The organism is Rahnella perminowiae (genome assembly GCF_019049695.1).
Taxonomy (GTDB): Bacteria; Pseudomonadota; Gammaproteobacteria; order Enterobacterales; family Enterobacteriaceae; genus Rahnella; species Rahnella perminowiae.
This window is the reverse complement of the sequence record NZ_JAFMOT010000186.1, coordinates 193,753-213,416: the sequence shown is the minus strand read 5'-3', so window position 1 is coordinate 213,416 and position 19,664 is coordinate 193,753. Positions and strand designations below refer to the sequence as shown.

Annotated in this window: 13 protein-coding genes, 1 tRNA gene and 1 other RNA gene; 11 read left to right on the top strand and 4 right to left on the bottom strand. The window is 54.4% G+C overall.

Annotated elements, in window-relative coordinates; all coding sequences use genetic code 11:
- Positions 1–22: 22 nt before the first annotated feature.
- The 4 genes from urtA to atzF form a co-directional block, all read right to left on the bottom strand.
- Positions 23–1,291: an urea ABC transporter substrate-binding protein gene (gene urtA, locus J1781_RS21395; RefSeq protein ID WP_129953968.1), complete on the bottom strand. Its 1,269-nt coding sequence runs from the start codon at positions 1,289–1,291 to the stop codon at positions 23–25.
- An 84-nt stretch (positions 1,292–1,375) separates the two neighbouring features.
- A complete protein-coding gene (locus tag J1781_RS21390; protein ID WP_217234161.1) occupies positions 1,376–2,098 on the bottom strand; it encodes a GntR family transcriptional regulator in 723 nt (240 codons plus the stop codon).
- A 40-nt stretch (positions 2,099–2,138) separates the two neighbouring features.
- Positions 2,139–5,771 (bottom strand): urea carboxylase, encoded by a 3,633-nt coding sequence (gene uca, locus J1781_RS21385; RefSeq protein WP_217234160.1) that lies wholly within the window; start codon positions 5,769–5,771, stop codon positions 2,139–2,141.
- 9 nt (positions 5,772–5,780) lie between these two features.
- Positions 5,781–7,631, bottom strand: a complete 1,851-nt coding sequence (gene atzF, locus J1781_RS21380) for an allophanate hydrolase (protein ID WP_217234159.1) — start codon at positions 7,629–7,631, stop codon at positions 5,781–5,783.
- A 283-nt stretch (positions 7,632–7,914) separates the two neighbouring features.
- Here atzF and J1781_RS21375 point away from each other — a divergent pair, with 283 nt between their 5' ends.
- From J1781_RS21375 to dppF, 11 genes are all read left to right on the top strand, one after another.
- Positions 7,915–9,360, top strand: coding sequence for an alpha/beta hydrolase (locus tag J1781_RS21375; RefSeq protein ID WP_217234158.1), 1,446 nt, complete (start codon positions 7,915–7,917; stop codon positions 9,358–9,360).
- A gap of 73 nt (positions 9,361–9,433) precedes the next feature.
- On the top strand, positions 9,434–9,892 hold the full coding sequence (locus J1781_RS21370; RefSeq protein WP_129953959.1) for a MarR family winged helix-turn-helix transcriptional regulator: 459 nt from the start codon (positions 9,434–9,436) through the stop codon (positions 9,890–9,892).
- Positions 9,893–10,020: 128 nt separating this feature from the next.
- Entirely contained in the window at positions 10,021–10,443 is a 423-nt protein-coding gene (locus J1781_RS21365; protein WP_013573432.1) for an organic hydroperoxide resistance protein, read from the top strand.
- Positions 10,444–10,709: 266 nt separating this feature from the next.
- A complete protein-coding gene (gene eptB, locus J1781_RS21360; RefSeq protein WP_129991513.1) occupies positions 10,710–12,389 on the top strand; it encodes a kdo(2)-lipid A phosphoethanolamine 7''-transferase in 1,680 nt (559 codons plus the stop codon).
- A 100-nt stretch (positions 12,390–12,489) separates the two neighbouring features.
- Positions 12,490–12,566 (top strand) — tRNA-Pro (locus tag J1781_RS21355).
- Between the two features lie 32 nt (positions 12,567–12,598).
- Positions 12,599–12,728: non-coding RNA, RtT sRNA (locus tag J1781_RS21350), on the top strand.
- A gap of 795 nt (positions 12,729–13,523) precedes the next feature.
- On the top strand, positions 13,524–15,131 hold the full coding sequence (gene dppA, locus J1781_RS21345) for a dipeptide ABC transporter periplasmic-binding protein DppA (RefSeq protein ID WP_129953955.1): 1,608 nt from the start codon (positions 13,524–13,526) through the stop codon (positions 15,129–15,131).
- Between the two features lie 200 nt (positions 15,132–15,331).
- Positions 15,332–16,351 (top strand): dipeptide ABC transporter permease DppB, encoded by a 1,020-nt coding sequence (dppB, locus tag J1781_RS21340; RefSeq protein WP_129953953.1) that lies wholly within the window; start codon positions 15,332–15,334, stop codon positions 16,349–16,351.
- A 10-nt stretch (positions 16,352–16,361) separates the two neighbouring features.
- The gene (dppC, locus tag J1781_RS21335; protein ID WP_129953952.1) at positions 16,362–17,276 is read left to right on the top strand and encodes a dipeptide ABC transporter permease DppC; all 915 of its coding nucleotides are present in this window, start codon (positions 16,362–16,364) and stop codon (positions 17,274–17,276) included.
- A 10-nt stretch (positions 17,277–17,286) separates the two neighbouring features.
- Positions 17,287–18,312: a dipeptide ABC transporter ATP-binding protein gene (gene dppD / locus J1781_RS21330; RefSeq protein ID WP_217138503.1), complete on the top strand. Its 1,026-nt coding sequence runs from the start codon at positions 17,287–17,289 to the stop codon at positions 18,310–18,312.
- A complete protein-coding gene (dppF, locus tag J1781_RS21325; protein WP_129953948.1) occupies positions 18,302–19,324 on the top strand; it encodes a dipeptide ABC transporter ATP-binding subunit DppF in 1,023 nt (340 codons plus the stop codon). The genes dppD and dppF overlap by 11 nt, the downstream gene beginning before the upstream one ends.
- Positions 19,325–19,664 lie beyond the last annotated feature (340 nt).

Below are 19,664 nucleotides of genomic sequence, written 5' to 3'. Positions count from 1 at the left end.
ATTAATGGCGACTCATGAATGATCAGTGAGTCGTTTTTACCGGAGTATCTGGCTTTTTATCGTTACCCGCGATGTACGGGCTCCACGGCTGGGCGCGGATAGGTTTGTCGGTCTGCCAGACCACGTTGAACTGACCGTTGGATTCGATTTCGCCGATCATTACCGGTTTGTGCAGGTGATGGTTGGTTTTATCCATGGTCAGCGTGAAGCCGGATGGTGCGGCGAAGGTCTGCCCGGCCATGGCGGCGCGGACTTTATCCACGTCCGTCGTACCGGCTTTTTCCACCGCCTGTGCCCACATATGGATACCGACATAAGTCGCTTCCATCGGGTCGTTGGTGACCGCATTATCGGCGTTTGGCAGTTTGTGGGCTTTAGCGTAGGCCTTCCATTCGGCCACGAATTTCTTGTTGGTCGGGTTATCGACGGACTCGAAGTAGTTCCACGCCGCGAGATCGCCCACCAGCGGTTTGGTGTCGATCCCACGCAGTTCTTCTTCACCCACAGAGAACGCCACTACCGGCACATCGGTCGCTTTCACACCCTGATTTGCCAGCTCTTTGTAGAACGGCACGTTGGAATCACCGTTGATAGTGGAAATCACGGCAGTTTTTCCGCCTGCGGAGAATTTCTTAATGTTGGAGACGATAGTCTGATAATCGCTGTAACCGAACGGCGTATAGACTTCTTCGATATCGCTGTCTTTCACGCCTTTGGAATGCAGGAAGGCGCGCAGAATTTTGTTAGTAGTTCGCGGATACACATAATCGGTGCCGAGCAGGAAGAAGCGTTTGGCCGCACCGCCGTCTTCACTCATCAGATATTCCACCGCCGGGATCGCCTGCTGGTTAGGCGCTGCACCGGTGTAGAACACGTTTGGCGACATTTCTTCGCCTTCGTATTGCACCGGATAGAACAGCAGGCCGTTCAGTTCTTCAAACACCGGCAGCACGGATTTACGCGACACCGAGGTCCAGCAGCCAAACACTACCGCGACTTTATCCTGCGTCAGCAACTGGCGGGCTTTTTCGGCGAACAATGGCCAGTTGGAAGCCGGATCGACGACCACCGGTTCCAGTTTTTTGCCCAGCACGCCGCCTTTGGCGTTGATGTCGTCAATGGTCATCAGCGCCACGTCTTTCAGCGGGGTTTCTGAAATCGCCATGGTGCCGGAAAGCGAGTGCATGATACCGACTTTGATGGTGTCGGCAGCCTGCGCGCTCCAGGCCAGGCCCATGCTGACTACGGTGGCGGAAAGAGCAAAGGCTTTAATAAAACGTCGACGTTGCATAGATGAATCCTCTGTAAAATGCTGTGATTTAAATACGTTAAGAGAACGCGGGTATGATGAAAGTCGAAACAACATTTAAAAAAGTCATGACGGGTTGCCCTCGTCACTCTCCGCCCGCGCCCGGTGCAACATATGCAAAGTAATTTTTCGCACCTCGGCTTTACTGACGGCAATGTGGTCGTGTAACTGGCGTTGTGCCTCCCCGGTTTTTTGTTGAATGATGGCGAGCAAAATGCCCGCATGCTCTTTATAGGTGGCGTTAACCCGCTCACCTTTGGTGAAATCCAGACGCCGGATGATGCGGATTTTCTCCGTCAGCTCGCGGTGGATACGCGCCATTTCGGCGTTACCGGCTGCAGCCACCAGCGTCATGTGAAACGCTTCGTCATAACGCGATACCACCTGGCCATCTGCCAGCTGAGGCTGATCAACCCAGAACGCTTTCAGTTCGGCCAGCTGCAAGGGCTGGGCGGCAGGCGGCAATGCGCACAGCCGTTTTACCGCTTCCAGTTCCAGCACGATGCGCAGGTCGTACAATTGCTCGAAAAAGTCGAAATCGAACGGGCGCACCTGCCAGCCGCTGCGGAAAAACACTTCGACGTAGCCTTCGTGCTCCAGCCAGAACAGCGCCTGACGTACCGGTGTGCGGCTGACGTCCATCCGGTCGGCAATGTCGTTTTCACTGAACCGGTCACCCGGCAGCAGGCGAAAACTGAAAATGTCGTCTTTCAGTTGCTGATAAATGCGTTCCGCCAGCCCTTCCGGACGGCTTTTACTGCGTGAAGATTTCGGGCCAGTCAGTTGCATAAAATATTCCCTTAGGTTTTTAAAACAGTGTTGAACGGCTTCAGACGGCGGTGTCCAGCCACAACAATGCATCACCTGGCCCGACCGGACGGCCTTGCTGGCAACTGATTTTCAGGACAGTGCCAGCGCAGGGGGCGTTCACTGACAGCTCCATTTTCATGGCCTCCACCACGATCAGCGGCTGGCCTTCTTCGACCTGCTGCCCCGGCTGCACCAGAATTTTCCAGACATTGCCGTTGAGGTCGGCGCTGACCAAATGCCCGTCCTGATCCGCATCGTCTTCCACTAACTGCACGGCGTTGGCAGCCGCTTCCACGGCGGCGCTTTCCGCTTCGTGCCAGTGCGCCACTTCGCGGGTAAAAGCTTCAGTTTGCCGGGTGCGAAAATCAGCAATATCGGCGGCGTTATCCGCAAGGAATTGCGTATATCGCGCAAAATCGAACTCCGTCTCTTCGATACGGATTTGTGCGCGCCCTTCACGGAAAGCTTCGCGCTGAACCTCCAGTTCGGCTTCAGTAACTTCGTAGAACCGCACCTGGTCGAAGAAGTGCAGCAGCCACGGCTCACCATTCCTGAACTGCTCATTTTTCAGGAACTTATTCCAGATCGGCAGCGTGCGGCCGACCAGCTGATAGCCGCCCGGCGAATCCATGCCATAAATGCACATGTACATGCCGCCGATGCCGACCGTGCCTTCGGCGGTGAAGGTCCGCGCCGGGTTGTATTTGGAACTGAGCAGGCGATGGCGCGGATCGACCGGCACCGCGCAGGGTGCGCCGAGATAGACATCACCCAGGCCGAGGATCAGATAGCTGGCGTCGAAAATGATGTTTTTCACCTCTTCACGGTTTGCCAGCCCGTTGGTGCGCTGGATGAAATCAACGTTATTGGGCAGCCACGGCGCATCGGCCCGCACGGTTTGCTGGTAGCGTTCGACCGCACCGAGCGTCGCTGAATCTTCAAACGCCATCGGCATATGCACGATGCGGGTCGGGATTTTCAGCTGGCTGACATCGGCCAGATTGTGTTCCAGCGTCAGTAAATGTTGCAGCAGCGCGGTCTGATGCAGCACACGGCTGTCATAACGGATTTGCAGCGAGCGCACGCCCGGCGACAGTTCTTCTATACCTTGCTGACCGGCGGCCCTGATGGCGTTCATCAGCAGATAAATGCGCATGCGCACCGCCAGATCCAGCACGTTATCGCCGTACTCAATCAGCACGTAGCTGTCACCTGCCTGACGGTATTCCACCGACGGGCGTTCCGCCGTCGCCGGTAAAGCCGCAAGAACCGTGGCGGAAGCGGTGTTGTCCGGCAGCAGGGATGGCACGGGCAGCGCTACCGCGTTGACCGGCATCAGTGAATCGAGCGTGGCTTGTTGTGCCTGTTCCAGCGCCTGCGCCTGCTCAAAACTGATCGGATGGAAACGGATTTTATCGCCCGGTTTTACCTGTCCGACTTTCCACAGTTCGGCTTTGGCGATGGTCACCGGGCAAACGAAACCGCCGAGGCTTGGCCCGTCGCGGGTCAGAATCACCGGAAAGTCGCCGGTAAAGTTGATCGCGCCAATGGCGTATTCACAGTCATGAACATTCGAGGGATGCAGACCGGCTTCGCCGCCGTCCTGTCGCGCCCATTGCGGTTTCGGACCGACCAGCCGCACACCGAGGCGGTTGGAGTTGTAATGCACCTGCCATTCGGCAGCAAAAAAGGCATCGATGGATTCTTTCGTGAAGAAATCCGGTGCGCCGTGTGGCCCGTAAAGCACCCCGATATTCCAGAGTTCACCGTAAGGCGGCACGATATTTTCCGCTGCTGCCTGCGGTAAACTGACCGGCGCAGGCGTAGTGCAGGCCGCGAGTGCCGGCTGCGAGACGGTCAGCATATCGGCGACGCGCAGCGTGCGGCCGGCGTGACCGCCAAACTGCCCGAGCGCAAAGGTTGAGCGGCTGCCGAGATACACCGGCACGTCGAAACCATTACGCACGGCAAGATAAGTGCGGCAACCCTGCGTGGCGCGGCCAAGCGTCAGCGTCTGACCGGCTTTCACCTCCACCGGCTGCCAGTAAGACACGGGTTCGCCGTCAAGCGTTGCCGGGCAACGTGCACCGGTCAGTGCGATAACGGTGTCGCAATGAAAACGCAGCACCGGCCCCTGCAACGTGAATTCCAGGCCAGCGGCATCCGGATGATTACCTACAATGCGGTTGGCGAGACGGAAGGCGAAATCATCCATCGGGCCGGAAGGCGGCACGCCGATATCCCAGTAACCGAGACGTCCCGGATAATCCTGCACGCTGCTGTAGGTGCCGGGGGCAATCACTTCGATGGCGTTTGGCGCGTAAGCAAAACTGTCGAGCATGCGTGTCCACATCTGACCTTCGCGGAATACCGGCGTGGCAACCACCTGTCGCAAATAATCGATATTGGTGGCGATACCGTGCAGGCGGGTGGCGGTCAGCGCGGCGGACATTTTCACCAGTGCATCCTGACGATCGGTGCCGTGAACAATCAGCTTGGCGATCATCGGGTCATAAAATGCTGACACTTCGCTGCCGGTAGAGACCCAGCCGTCGACACGCACATCGCCGGGGAAAAATACTTCAGTCAGCACGCCGGGACTTGGCTGGAAATTCTTCAGCGGATCTTCAGCGTAAATACGCACTTCCATGGACGCGCCCTGCGAGGCTTTTTCCATGGCAGACCAGTTCAGCGGGATACCGGCGGCAACATTCAGCATGCATTCGATCAAATCCAGACCGGTGACCATTTCGGTGACCGGATGTTCAACCTGTAAACGGGTATTCACTTCGAGAAAATAAAATTCGTCACGCGCGGCGTCATAGATAAATTCAACGGTACCGGCGCTGCGGTAACTGACCGATTCACCCAGCTGCACGGCGGCGAGATGTAACGCTTCGCGGCTGGCCTGCGGCAGATTCGGCGCAGGCGTTTCCTCCACGACTTTCTGATTGCGGCGCTGCAATGAACAGTCCCGTTCGCCGAGGGCCACCACGCGGCCTTTGCCGTCGCCAAAAATTTGCACTTCGACATGGCGGGCGCGATCGACAAAGCGTTCCAGAAACACACCGGCATCACGGAAAAACTGCTCGCCGAGACGTTTCACGCTGTCCCACGCGGCGCGTAATGCCTCTTCATCGTCGCAGCGCGTCAGGCCAATCCCCCCGCCGCCCGCGGTACTTTTCAGCATCACCGGATAGCCGATTTCAGCGGCAGCTTTCACCGCGTCATCAATGCTGTCGAGCAAACCGGTGCCCGGCGTCATCGGCACATTTGCGGCTCCGGCTAATTCGCGGGCGCGATGCTTGAGGCCAAACTCGCGGATTTGTCCGGCGGTCGGGCCGATAAAGGCAATCCCGGTGGCTTCGCAGGCATCGGCGAATTCTGCGCTTTCGGATAAAAAGCCGTATCCCGGATAAATTGCCTGCGCGCCGGTTTCTTTGGCGGCGGCCAGAATTTTGTCGATCATCAGGTAGCTATCACTGGCCTTTTCGCCGCCCAGCGCGATGGCGATATCCGCCTGTGTGACATGCGGTGCATTGCGGTCGGCATCGGAATAAACGGCCACGCTGGTAATGCCCAGACGTTTCAGCGTGCGGATCGCACGGCAGGCGATTTCGCCACGGTTAGCAATCAATACGATATTGAACATGTGCGTTCCTCAGCTTTTTACCGGTGATGAATTGAGGCTGTGGAGGTAACTTCTCCAGCCGCCAAACGCCGTGATATCCGTGGCTCCGCTGATCGCCCACGGTTCACAAATAAACCCTTTTACGATGCGGCCATCTGCCAGTTCGAGAGAGCCGATACCCAGCGGTGCCGGGATTTCAGCGACAAATTCACCAAAGCGCGCCAGCGGGATATCCCAGAGTTCGACGATGATGGTGCTGCCGCCTTCCGCCCGCACCAGCCCCGGTTTGGGCGGTGTGGTGTTGGCGAGGGCGTAGAGCTTGTAGGTAGCCGCGGTAGTGGTTTGTTCGACGCGCACCGCATGGCGGCTGGTGAGCTGGAAATTGAGTGGCATACCGGTCAGGTGAGCGCCGACTACGGCGACGCGCACGCAGGCAGCATTCACCGGCGTGGCAGTCATGAATTCTTCAGGTTTCATCGTAAGCCCGGTCGCACCGAGCGGCAGGCTCAGGCTGCGCTGCCACTGACGGCCAAAATTCGCCAGCGCATCATCGTGCCAGGCGGGAGCGATAAGGGTGATACCGGCGGGCAGGCCGTCCGCACGCAGACCGGCAGGTAGCGCCAGCGCTGACAAATCCGCCAGATTGGTGAAGTTGGTGTAAATGCCGAACTGCGAGTTGTAGAGCACCGGCTCCTGTACCAACTCTTCCTGTGTGCGGATGGTTGGCGATGTCGGCACGACCAGCGCGTCAAATCCTTCCAGCGCCAGATGAATTTTGCGCGCCAGTTCCGCCCGTAAATACTCGGCGCGCCAGGCGTCACAGGCGGTATAGTTCACGCCATTAGCCACTATCCCGCGCACGACCGGATCCATCGCTTCCGGACTTTCCTCAAATATTTCGCCAACCGCCACGGTACGTTCTGCCACCCACGCACCGTAATACAACTGTTCAGCCAGTTCGCGGAACGGCGTGAAATCAATGGGTTCCAGTGTCACCCCATGGTGGCGCAGGTGATCGAGGGCCTGGTTAAACGCCGCTTCTGCCTGTGTATCGCCAAAGAATTCCAGACGATCGGGCACGGCAATGCGCGGCTGTGCCGGTAAGGCCACCGGCGCGGTATGTGGATTTTTACGGGAATAGGCATCGGCGGCATCATATCCGCCAGCGGCGTGGGCAATGATTTGGGCATCGGCGACGGTCAGGGCGAAAATCGAGACGGTATCATTCAGGCGACAGGCCGGCACCACACCGGTATTCGACAGCCAGCCTTTGGTCGGTTTCAGCCCGACAATATTATTAAAGCCAGCCGGAACGCGTCCGGAGCCGGCGGTGTCGGTACCCAGCGAAAATGCCACCAGACCGCGGGCCAGCACCGACGCAGAACCGGAACTGGAACCACCACTGACGTACTCCGGATTGAATGTATTACGTACGGCGCCATACGGTGAGCGGGTGCCCACCAGACCGGTGGCAAACTGATCCAGATTGGTTTTACCGATCACCACCGCGCCTTTGGCTTTCAGGTTGGCGATAACGGTGGCATCCGCATCTGCGGTATAAGCAAACGCCGGACAGGCTGCCGTGGTCGGCCAGCCAGCGATATCCATATTGTCTTTGACGGCGAACGGCACGCCAAACAACGGCAGGGCGCTCAGGGAACCTTCAGCCTGTTCGCGCAGGGTTTCAAGACGGGTGATTTGTGCTTCAAGCTGCTCTGCCGTGGCGAGATAAATCCAGGCGGTGTCTGTTTCACTCAGGCTTGCCAAAACCAGGGAAAGCGTGGTGCGCAGGCTGTCCGGCGCGCTGCGATAATGTTGCTGCCATTCCCGTAAGGTAAAGCCGCGAAAGGGTGACGCAACGGTGTCTGAAACTGAGGCCATTTTCTGAATCCCATCTGGTATACAAGATTGAATTCATCTAAGCAAAGCCTGTGCCAAATCATTAGCTATTGATATTAATGGGTTTAGGGTTCGTTATATAACCGGGCTGTATATTTGTTGCACCATGGACGGAATGCAACTGAACAAAAATGGGGCGAAAATTTGCGCTTTGTGCAGCCACCGTTCCAGGTAATTGCATTATTATTTTCCCAATAATGCTCCTGAAGGACATATCTTTAAGAGGCTGTCTTTCTGCAAAACTTTTTTAGGAAACCCCTGCTTAATGCAACTTCGTCGTCTCTCTGAACGCCTGAAAAAACTGTTACTGGCACTGATTCTGGTGGTTATTACGCTTTTCGGGGTGCGTACTTATGACGCCTTACAGGGGCCGCCGCTTGAGCCATGGCATAAACTGGTGCCGGACGAGCTGAGCACCGAACAGCTTGATAAAAGCGACTGGCCTGCCTATTTACGTGCCGAGCAACAGGCTTTTGTTGAAGTGAAGCAGCAGGTGACGGATAAGCTGGACAGCGGGGACCGTATCCCGCTCAACCGCTATTATGACCGCAGCCCGATTTATCCGGAACGTTTTGCACAGGACTGGAACCGTTCTTATGAACTGATGCCCGACGGTAAGCCGGTCAGCGCTGTGGTGTTGTTACACGGCCTGACGGATTCCCCTTACAGCCTGAGGCATATTGCGCAGGATTATCGCCGCCGTGGATTTGTGGCTGTCGGTATCCGTCTGCCCGGCCACGGCACCGTGCCCGGCGGGCTGACGCGGGTGGACTGGGAGCAGTGGCTGGCGGCCACCCGGCTGGCGGTGCGTGAGGCGCGTCGCGCAGCTGGCACAGATGTGCCACTGCAACTGGTGGGTTTTTCAAACGGGGGAGCGCTGGCGATGAAATACACGCTGGATGCCCTTGATGACCCTGCACTGGCGAGGCCTACTCGCGTGGTGCTGATTTCCCCGATGATTGGTGTGACGAGTTTTGCGCGCTTTGCAGGCTATGCGGGCTGGCCGGCTATTTTCCCGGCCTTTGCCAAAACGGCCTGGCTGAACCTGATGCCGGAATTTAATCCTTTTAAATACAATTCCTTCCCTGTAAAAGCCGCCCGTCAGTCCTATCTGCTTACTCATGTTTTGCAGCAGCAGATCAGCAAGGATGCGCAAACTGGCAAGCTGGCGCAGTTACCGCCGTTGCTGGCGTTTCAGTCAGTTGTCGATTCCACCGTCAGTTCCCGTGCGGTGGTGACAGCGTTGTTTAATCAGCTTCCCGCCAACGGCAGCCAGCTGGTGCTGTTTGATATCAACCGCAGTGCTTATGTCGGCCCGCTGTTGCGTCCTTCCTCTGAAGCTGCAGCAGAGCGCCTGTTACCTGCGCCACCGCGCACGTATCAGACAACGGTTGTCACCAATGCCTCACCGGATGATGCCGCCGCTGTCGCAAAAACTACCGCGGCGGGGCAAGGTACTGCGACGGTCAGCCCGCTGGGGTTGAATTATCCTTCAGAGTTCTATTCGTTATCGCATGTCTCGCTGCCTTTCCCGACTGACGATTCGTTGTACGGGCGCAGTCCTCAAGGCCCGGCGCAATTTGGCATCAGGCTGGGAACACTGGCGGCCCGCGGGGAAAATGGCGCACTGGTGGTGAGTATGGATCAACTGATGCGGGTTTCATCTAACCCGTTTTATCCGTACATGTTGCAGCGTATTGAAGGTTTTTGATGCAGGCAAAGCAGATGAACAATAAAATATGCTTGCGATAATATCGTGCGCTATATATATTGGCGACATGAACATGAAAACAGATACCGACCCGACACAAAACCGCATGCTGCATCTGGATCAACAGATGTGTTTCGCGCTTTACTCTGCGAATCTGGCACTGCATAAGGTTTACCGTAAGTTGCTCGGGCAGCTCGGGCTCACTTATCCGCAGTATCTGGTGATGCTGGTGCTGTGGCAACGTGATGAAGTCACGGTGTCGGAAATTGGCGAAAAACTGTTTCTGGATTCAGCGACCTTAACGCCGCTGTTAAAGCGCCTCGAGGCGGCAGATCTGCTGGTGCGTCAGCGCGCCAAAGCCGACGAACGTCAGGTGATTATTTCTCTCACCGCTGCGGGTAAGATGTTGCGCGAAAAAGCGCAGGGTATCCCCGAAGCCATTCTGTGTGCGACAGAATGCGATGTCGGCGAAATCGTGGCGCTGAAACAGCAGCTCGAAGTATTACGGGCTAAGCTTCAGGATAAAGCGTAAGTCTGAGTGCCGTATGAAACAGACGATTCCGCAAGTGCTTCTTCGGAGTGTCGGATAGTATTAATAAAATAGCGCGCGATTAAATCGTTTAAAACTAATAAGTGTTTATCACCGATAAGGAACGAAATATGTCTATTGAAAAAGTTGTGTATCGTGCTCATGCATCCGCGACCGGTGGCCGTGATGGCCGTGCGACTTCCGATGACGGCGTTCTTGACGTCAAACTGGGTGTGCCAAAAGAGATGGGCGGCATGGGGGGCGGTACTAACCCTGAGCAACTTTTTGCTGCCGGTTATTCCGCCTGTTTCCTTGGTGCACTGAAAGCCGTGGCCGCGCAGGAAAAAATTAAGATCCCGGCTGACGCTAAAATTGAAGGTGCGGTAGGGATTGGAGCCATCCCTGGCGGCTATGGTATTGAAGTGCAGCTTGATATTACCCTGCCGGGCTTTGAGCGCAGCGAAGCCGAAGCGCTGGTGGCTAAAGCGCATCAGGTGTGCCCGTACTCCAACGCGACCCGTGGCAATATCGACGTCACGCTGAACGTTAAATAGTGTTCTGATCCACAACGCCTTCACCAGGGGAATGTTGTGATGTATCAAAACAAAAATCTCAGGAGGCTCCGGCCTCCTTTTTGCTTTTTCCGTGTGTATTCCCTGACAAACAGAAAACATTCAAAAAAAATTGATGTCGCCGTACAGGCATAACCCTTCTGAACGCCATATACACCTCATTCTCAGCATAATCTGTGAACCAGTCCGCTATAAACATGTCACAATGATTCCAAATCTTTCAAAATACGTTAGGAAAGTTACTTTTCATGAATAGAGTGAAGACTCTATCGCAGCAAAATATCTCTTTATTGTTAGCGATTTACATTGGCATTTTTTTGAATGTCTCTGTGTTCCAGCGCCGCTTTGCTGCATTGGTCAATCATTTCACATCAGCTGAACTGGTGCAGGCCGTCACTGAAGTCTGCGCCATCGTCTTATTCACCTTCTTTGTTCTGCGTCTCCTCTCACTGGGCGGGCGGCTGTTCTTCCGCGTTATCGCCAGCTTGCTGGTGCTGATTTCCGTTGCTGCCAGTTATTACATGGTGATGTTCAATGTGGTGATCGGTTACGGCATCGTGGTGTCGGTGATGACCACTGATATCGATCTGAGCAAAGAGATCATCGGTTATCACCTGTTTATCTGGATGGCGCTGGTCAGCGCAATCCCCCTGTTCCTCATCTGGAAAAACAATCTGCGCTTTACACTGATTGAGCAGATGAAAACGCCGGGACAGCGGGCGTTGCCTTTAACTGTGCTGCTGGCGGCGGCATTGCTGGTCTGGTTGCCGCTGCGTTCTCTGGATCACGCCCAGAGCGTCAATGAGAAGAAAACTAACGTGGATCTGCCGAGTTATGGCGGCGTGGTCGCGCACTCCTATCTGCCCTCTAACTGGCTGGCTGCACTGGGTTTGTACGCCTATACGCAGGTGGATGAAAGTCAGGATGCCAGCCATTATTTTGATCCTGCAAAAGAATTTACTTATGTGCCACCCGCCGGTATTGATGACACCTATGTGGTGTTTATCATCGGTGAAACCACCCGCTGGGATCACATGGGGATTTTAGGGTATGAGCGCGATACCACGCCGCGCCTGTCCAAAGAGAAGAATCTGGTCGCGTTTCGCGGGACATCCTGCGATACGGCCACTAAGTTGTCACTGCGCTGTATGTTCGTGCGTGAAGGCGGTACGGCGGATAACCCGCAGCGTACACTGAAAGAGCAGAACATATTTGCAGTGATGAAGTCGCTGGGCTTCACCTCTGAGCTGTTCGCGATGCAAAGCGAGCTGTGGTTCTATAATAATGCTGACACCAATAATTTCTCCTTCCGCGAAATCATCGCCTCGGAAAAGCGCAACGATGGCAAACCGGTGGATGACATGTTGCTGGTCAATGAGTTACAGCAATCACTGGCAACGCATCCTAAAGGCAAGCATCTGGTGATCCTGCATACCAAAGGCTCGCACTATCTGTATTCCCAGCGCTATCCGCGCAGTTACGCCCGGTACACGCCGGAGTGTAAGAGCAATACCTGCACCAAAGCGGAACTGATTAATGCCTTCGACAATAGCGTGTTGTATACCGATACCTTTATCGACAACGTGATTGATCAGTTGCGTGATAAGAAAGCGCTGGTGTTTTACGCCTCGGACCACGGTGAATCTATCGATGAGAATTCGCATCTGCACGGTACACCACGCGAGATGGCACCGCCGGAGCAGTTCCGCGTGCCGATGATGGTATGGGCTTCGGATAGTTTCCTTGAACAACCGGACCATAAACTGGCATTTGAGCAGTTACAGGCGCAGCAACGTGTGGGCGCAAAGAAACGCCATGTGGAGTTATTCGATTCAATTTTGGGCTGCCTGGGCTACACCTCGCCAGACGGTGGTATCAATCCGGCGAATAACTGGTGTGCCAAACCTCAGGCAGAACAGAAGTTGTAGGTCATTTTGGCGGCGTATCGGATAATTTCTGGCCAGTCAGTTCGGATGTTTCAAAAAGCCATTGACGCTCCCAGGGGGTCGCAGTAAGATGCGCCCCATTCGGCGAGTAGCGCAGCTTGGTAGCGCAACTGGTTTGGGACCAGTGGGTCGGAGGTTCGAATCCTCTCTCGCCGACCATATTTGAAAAACCTGCTTTTAAAGCAGGTTTTTTTTCGGCTGTAGTAAAGAGGATGAGAACCTCCGAAGGAGGTTTGAGCCGAGCGAAGCGAGACCACGTTGCTTAAGCAACGGCCCGCAGGGCAAGCATCGCAGATGCGCGTAATCCTCTCTCGCCGACCATATTTGAAAAACCTGCTTTTAAAGCAGGTTTTTTTTCGCCTGTAGTAAAGAGGATGAGTTTGAAAAACCTGCTTTTAAAGCAGGTTTTTTTCGCCTTTTTCCGCCTGCAATTTATGAGCCAGAATTTAAAAACCCTATAACATATTGGTTTCAATTCCTGTCCGCCCGCCACCGGCGTCATGCCGGAAAAACAACCAAAAGCAGTACGCAAAATCATCTGCACCATCATCGTGCAATTGCGCTATTTTGGGGTTTTTTAAGGGTGCTGGCTCAACGGCTTTCACTGACGGGTCGACGCCGTTTGCTGCACTTCTCAGCATTTTCCGCTGGTTTCCACCCCTATCTCAAAAATAACCGTTCATATATTCATCATTTAGCCAGAAATTTTTAGGGTTTTAAAATGGGTGAAACCCCCGTGAATATTCTTTTATAAAGGGGAATGTGTGGTTATTCCGTGCTCAGACTGAACATTCATCCTGATTTGGTTAACAAAATGTTTTTTTATGTTTGTTTGTTGTAACTCACAGTCTGTGTAAATGCCTGATGGTTATATTGACGTCAAGGAAAGGAGTTGCCAAATTGATAGCCCCAAGGAAGACCAGTGATTATTTCCGGTAAGATTTTGTAAAGTAATCTTTACACTTCGAAGGAAAAAAATGGCAGTTCACCATGCTCTGGTTGGACTATTGCAGCGCACGAGCAAACACAGTCACCCGCAAATAAAAACAAAGGGTGACGTGAGCTGTATACACAACACACACATCCACATCACCATTAATCGATGGAGCAGAAGCGATGACAATCTCTTTAGGTAAGTCGGGGCTACTGAAATTCAGTATGGGCCTGATTGCGCTGACCGTTGCGGCCAGTGTCCAGGCAAAAACATTAGTGTATTGCTCCGAAGGTTCACCTGAAGGCTTCAACCCTCAGCTGTTCACCTCAGGCACTACGTATGACGCAAGCTCCGTACCTATCTACAACCGTCTGGTTGAATTCAAGATCGGCACCACGGAAATCCAGCCGGGTCTGGCTGAGAAGTGGGACATCTCTGCTGATGGTAAAACTTACACCTTCCATCTGCGCAAAGGCGTGAAGTGGCAGGACAACAAGGAATTCAAACCGACCCGTGATTTCAATGCGGACGACGTGATTTATTCCTTCGAACGTCAGCTGGACAAAAATAACCCATACCACGGCGTTTCTGGCGGCAGCTATGAATACTTCGAAGGTATGGGCATGGGTGATCTGATCAACAAGATCGTCAAAGTGGATGACAATACCGTGCAGTTCGTACTGAACCGCCCTGAGTCTCCGTTCCTGGCCGATCTGGCGATGGACTTCGCTTCTATCCTGTCTGCGGAATACGCTGACAACATGCTGAAAGCGAAAACGCCTGAAAAAGTCGACCTGGATCCGATCGGTACCGGTCCGTTCCAGCTTGTGCAATATCAGAAAGATTCACGCATCCTCTACAAAGCCTTCCCGGGCTTCTGGGGCACCAAGCCGCAGATCGACCGTTTAGTCTTCTCCATCACGCCTGATGCTTCCGTGCGTTACGCGAAACTGCAGAAAAATGAATGCCAGGTGATGCCATACCCGAACCCGGCTGACATCGCGGCAATGAAGAAAGATAAATCCATCAACCTGATGCAACAACCGGGTCTGAACGTGGGTTATCTGTCCTTCAACGTTGAGAAGAAACCACTGGATGAAGTGAAAGTGCGTCAGGCACTGACCATGGCTGTGAACAAAAAAGCCATCATCGATGCGGTTTATCAGGGGGCTGGTCAGCCTGCTAAAAACCTGATCCCACCAACAATGTGGGGCTACAACAAAGATATCGTTGATTACCCCTATGATCCGGCTAAAGCCAAAGAATTGCTGAAAGAAGCAGGTCACCCAGATGGCTTCACTATCGATCTGTGGGCGATGCCTGTACAGCGTCCGTATAACCCGAACGCACGTCGTATGGCTGAAATGATCCAGGCTGACTGGGCGAAAATTGGCGTGAAAGCCAACATCGTGACCTACGAGTGGGGCGAATACCTCAAGCGTGCGAAAAACGGTGAGCATCAGTCTGTGATGATGGGCTGGACCGGCGACAATGGGGATCCGGATAACTTCTTCGCTACCCTGTTCAGCTGTACTGCTGCCAAAGACGGTTCCAACTATTCCCGCTGGTGCTACAAGCCGTTTGAAGATTTGATCCAGCCAGCCCGTGCTGAATCTGATCACGCCAAACGTGCTGCGCTGTACCAACAGGCTCAGGTTGTGATGCATGACCAGGCACCTGCGCTGATCATCGCTCACTCCACTGTGTATGAACCTGTTCGTAAAGAAGTTAAAGGGTATGTCGTAGATCCGCTCGGCAAACACCACTTCGAAAACGTCTCAATGGAGTGATCGCTTACTGAATAACCCGGGAGCTGCGTTGTGTGGTGCTCGCAATCTTCGCCTACCTGAAGGTATGTCTTGATTGCTGTGCTCCTCCGCCTTGCTCGCGGGCCATTCATTACAGCCTTGATTCTCAAGAAAGAAATGTGAGCCACAATAAGCCCGGCGAGCTACGGTTCGCCGGGCATTTTATACAGAGAGTACGGGATATGTTGCAGTTCATACTCCGACGTCTGGGGTTAGTTATCCCAACGTTTATCGGCATTACTTTGCTGACTTTTGCCTTCGTACATATGATACCAGGCGACCCGGTCACCATCATGGCAGGCGAGCGCGGTGTTTCCCCCGAGCGTCATGCCCAGCTGATGGCAGAAATGGGGCTTGATAAGCCTCTTTATCAACAATATTTCCACTACGTGAACGGGGTGCTGCATGGCGACCTGGGCACGTCCTTAAAAAGCCGCACCCCTGTCTGGCAGGAATTCGTACCGCGCTTTAAAGCGACACTGGAACTGGGCATTTGCGCGATGATTTTCGCGATCATTGTCGGTATTCCGGTGGGTGTGCTGGCGGCGGTAAAACGGGGATCGATATTCGACCACACGGCCGTGGGGATCTCGCTGACCGGCTATTCGATGCCGATATTCTGGTGGGGGATCATGCTGGTCATGCTGGTCTCGGTGCAGCTTAATCTGACGCCCGTCTCAGGTCGAATAAGCGACACCGTCTTCCTGGATGACAGCCTGCCGCTGACCGGTTTTATGCTGATCGATACGCTGTTCTGGGGCGAACCGGGTGATTTCGTTGATGCCGTGATGCACATGATTTTACCGGCCATTGTACTGGGTACCATTCCGCTGGCCGTGATTGTGCGTATGACCCGTTCTTCCATGCTGGAAGTGTTGGGTGAGGATTACATCCGTACCGCGCGCGCCAAAGGCGTCAGCCGCATGCGGGTGATTGTCGTCCACGCTCTGCGCAATGCGTTGTTGCCGGTGGTGACCATCATTGGTTTGCAGGTCGGTACGCTGCTGGGCGGCGCGATCCTGACCGAAACTATCTTCTCCTGGCCGGGACTCGGCCGGTGGCTGATCGACGCACTCCAGCGCCGCGACTATCCGGTCGTGCAGGGCGGGGTGTTGCTGGTCGCTACTCTGATCATTGTGGTTAACCTGCTGGTAGATGTGCTCTACGGCGTGGTCAACCCGCGTATTCGCCACAAGAAATAAGGGGCGCACAATGTCTCAAACCACTGAGCCGGTCGCTAATGAATTAGTGACGGCTGCGCCAGTGCCGATGCCGCCGATGCGCGAATTCTGGCATTACTTCAAGCGTAACAAAGGGGCCGTTGTTGGCCTGGTTTACATCATTATCATGCTGGTGATCGCGATTGGTGCAAACGTGATCGCTCCGCATCTGCCTGCTGAACAGTTCCGTGACGCGCTGCTGCGTCCGCCGGTCTGGATGGAAGGTGGCAGCTGGAAATTCCTGCTGGGCACTGACGACGTGGGCCGCGATATACTGTCGCGGCTGATGTACGGCGCGCGTTTATCGCTGCTGGTCGGGTGTCTGGTGGTGGTGCTTTCTCTGATCCTCGGCGTAGTGTTCGGTTTGTTTGCCGGCTACTACGGCGGTGTGGTTGACGCCATCATCATGCGTGTGGTCGATATCATGCTGGCCTTGCCAAGCCTGTTGCTGGCTCTGGTACTGGTGGCGATTTTCGGCCCGTCGATTATCAACGCCTCGCTGGCACTGACGTTCGTCGCTTTACCGCATTATGTCCGCTTAACCCGCGCGGCGGTGCTGGTGGAAGTCAACCGCGATTACGTCACCGCTTCGCGCGTGGCCGGTGCCGGTTCTGCGCGCCAGATGTTCGTCAATATTTTACCTAACTGCTTAGCGCCGCTGATCGTTCAGGCATCGCTCGGCTTCTCCAACGCCATCCTTGATATGGCAGCGTTGGGCTTCCTCGGTATGGGCGCACAGCCGCCAACGCCGGAGTGGGGCACCATGCTGTCGGACGTCTTACAGTTTGCTCAAAGTGCCTGGTGGGTTGTGACCTTCCCCGGCGTGATCATTCTGCTGACGGTGCTGGCATTTAACCTGATGGGTGATGGCCTGCGTGATGCCCTCGACCCTAAACTTAAGCAGTAAGGGGTTGGAGATGGAAACAACATTAACGAATGACATTCAGGTCGGTAAAACGTTGCTGACCGTAGATAAACTCTCCGTGCACTTTGGTGACGAAGGGACGCCGTTCCGCGCCGTAGACCGTATCAGTTACAGCGTAAAACAGGGCGAGGTGGTCGGGATTGTCGGCGAATCCGGCTCCGGTAAATCGGTCAGTTCACTGGCGCTGATGGGGCTGATCGACTTCCCCGGTAAAGTGATGGCGGAAAAACTGGAGTTCGGTGGTCGTGACCTGCAAGGCATGAGCGAAAAAGAGCGCCGTCAGATTGTCGGTGCCGAAGTTGCGATGATTTTCCAGGATCCGATGACCAGCCTCAATCCGTGTTACACGGTTGGTTTTCAGATTATGGAGGCCATTAAAGTACACCAGGGCGGCAATAAAAAGACCCGTCGTCAGCGCACCATTGATTTGCTGAATCTGGTGGGCATTCCGGATCCGGCTTCACGACTTGATGTCTATCCGCACCAGCTTTCCGGCGGCATGAGTCAGCGTGTGATGATCGCGATGGCGATTGCCTGTCGGCCGAAATTACTGATTGCCGATGAGCCGACCACTGCGCTCGATGTGACCATTCAGGCGCAAATCATCGAGTTGCTGCTCGACCTGCAACAACGCGAAAACATGGCGCTGATGCTGATCACCCATGATCTGGCGCTGGTGGCCGAAGCCGCGCAGCATATTATCGTGATGTATGCCGGGCAGGTGGTGGAGTCGGCAAAAGCCACGGAAATTTTCCGTGCGCCACGCCATCCGTATACGCAGGCGCTGCTACGATCCCTGCCGGAATTTGCGGCGGATAAAGCCCGTCTGCAATCCTTGCCGGGTGTGGTGCCGGGCAAGTATGACCGTCCGAACGGCTGTCTGCTGAATCCGCGTTGCCCGTATGCAACTGACCGTTGTCGTAAAGAAGAACCTGCGCTGCGTGACCTCGCAAACGGGCGTCAGTCGAAGTGCCATTATCCGCTGGATGATGCCGGGAGACCTACTTATGAGTCCTGATAACACCCAACCTCAGCCGCTGCTGTATGCGATTGACCTGAAAAAACATTACCCGGTGAAGAAAGGCATCTTCGGCCAGGAACGTACCGTGAAGGCGCTTGACGGCGTTTCTTTCACTCTCGAACGCGGTAAAACGCTGGCGGTAGTGGGAGAGTCCGGCTGCGGGAAATCCACGCTGGGCCGCCTGCTGACTATGATTGAAGTGCCGACCGGCGGTGAGCTGTATTACCGCGGGCAGGATTTACTGAAACCTGACGCCACGGCAGAAAAGCTGCGCCGTCAGAAGATCCAAATTGTGTTTCAGAATCCGTACGGATCGCTCAACCCGCGTAAGAAAGTCGGACAGATCCTCGAAGAACCCTTGCTGATCAACACCAAACTTAGCCGCGAAGAACGTCGCGAAAAAGCGCTGGCAATGATGGCGAAAGTGGGTTTGAAAACCGAGCATTACGACCGCTATCCGCATATGTTCTCCGGCGGTCAGCGTCAGCGTATTGCTATTGCCCGCGGTCTGATGCTGGATCCGGATGTGGTGATCGCCGATGAACCGGTTTCCGCGCTTGATGTTTCCGTGCGTGCGCAGGTGCTGAACCTGATGATGGACTTGCAGCAGGATTTAGGGCTGTCTTACGTTTTCATCTCGCATGATTTGTCCGTGGTGGAACATATCGCTGATGAAGTGATGGTGATGTATCTGGGCCGCTGCGTGGAGAAGGGGCCGAAAGACGCCATCTTCAGCAATCCGCGCCATCCGTACACCCAGGCCTTGCTGTCTGCGACGCCTCGCCTGAATCCTGATGATCGCCGTGAACGCATCAAACTGACCGGCGAACTGCCAAGTCCGCTGAATCCGCCAGCCGGTTGTGCGTTTAATGCCCGCTGCCGCCGTGCGTTTGGCACCTGCAAACAGTTCCAGCCACAGCTGAAACAGTACGGCGATCAGCTCGTCGCCTGCTTTGCCGTCGATCAGGATGAAACCGGCACAACGCAGACTGTTGCCGTAAATCAGTAGCCTTGCTGACATCTCACTGAAAAATACAAGCCCGCGAAATGGACTGCAGTCCAAAAGCGGGCTTTTTTGTGGGGGATTTTCACGATGAAAACTCTTATTAATGCAACTCAGATCAACAATAGATTAAAAAACGCGAATAATATTACCCTCCCTGATAGCACTAATTATCTGACTATTTGGAAAATAATATATATAGATAGATGATATTTATTTCGTGAATGATTTGTTCAGTTTAATGATTAATATACATTCAGCACGTCAATTAAAAGGAATTATGATGTCGCAAATCAGATTACCTGCTGTGATATATTCAACAGCCCCGGGTATAAAATCCTCAGAT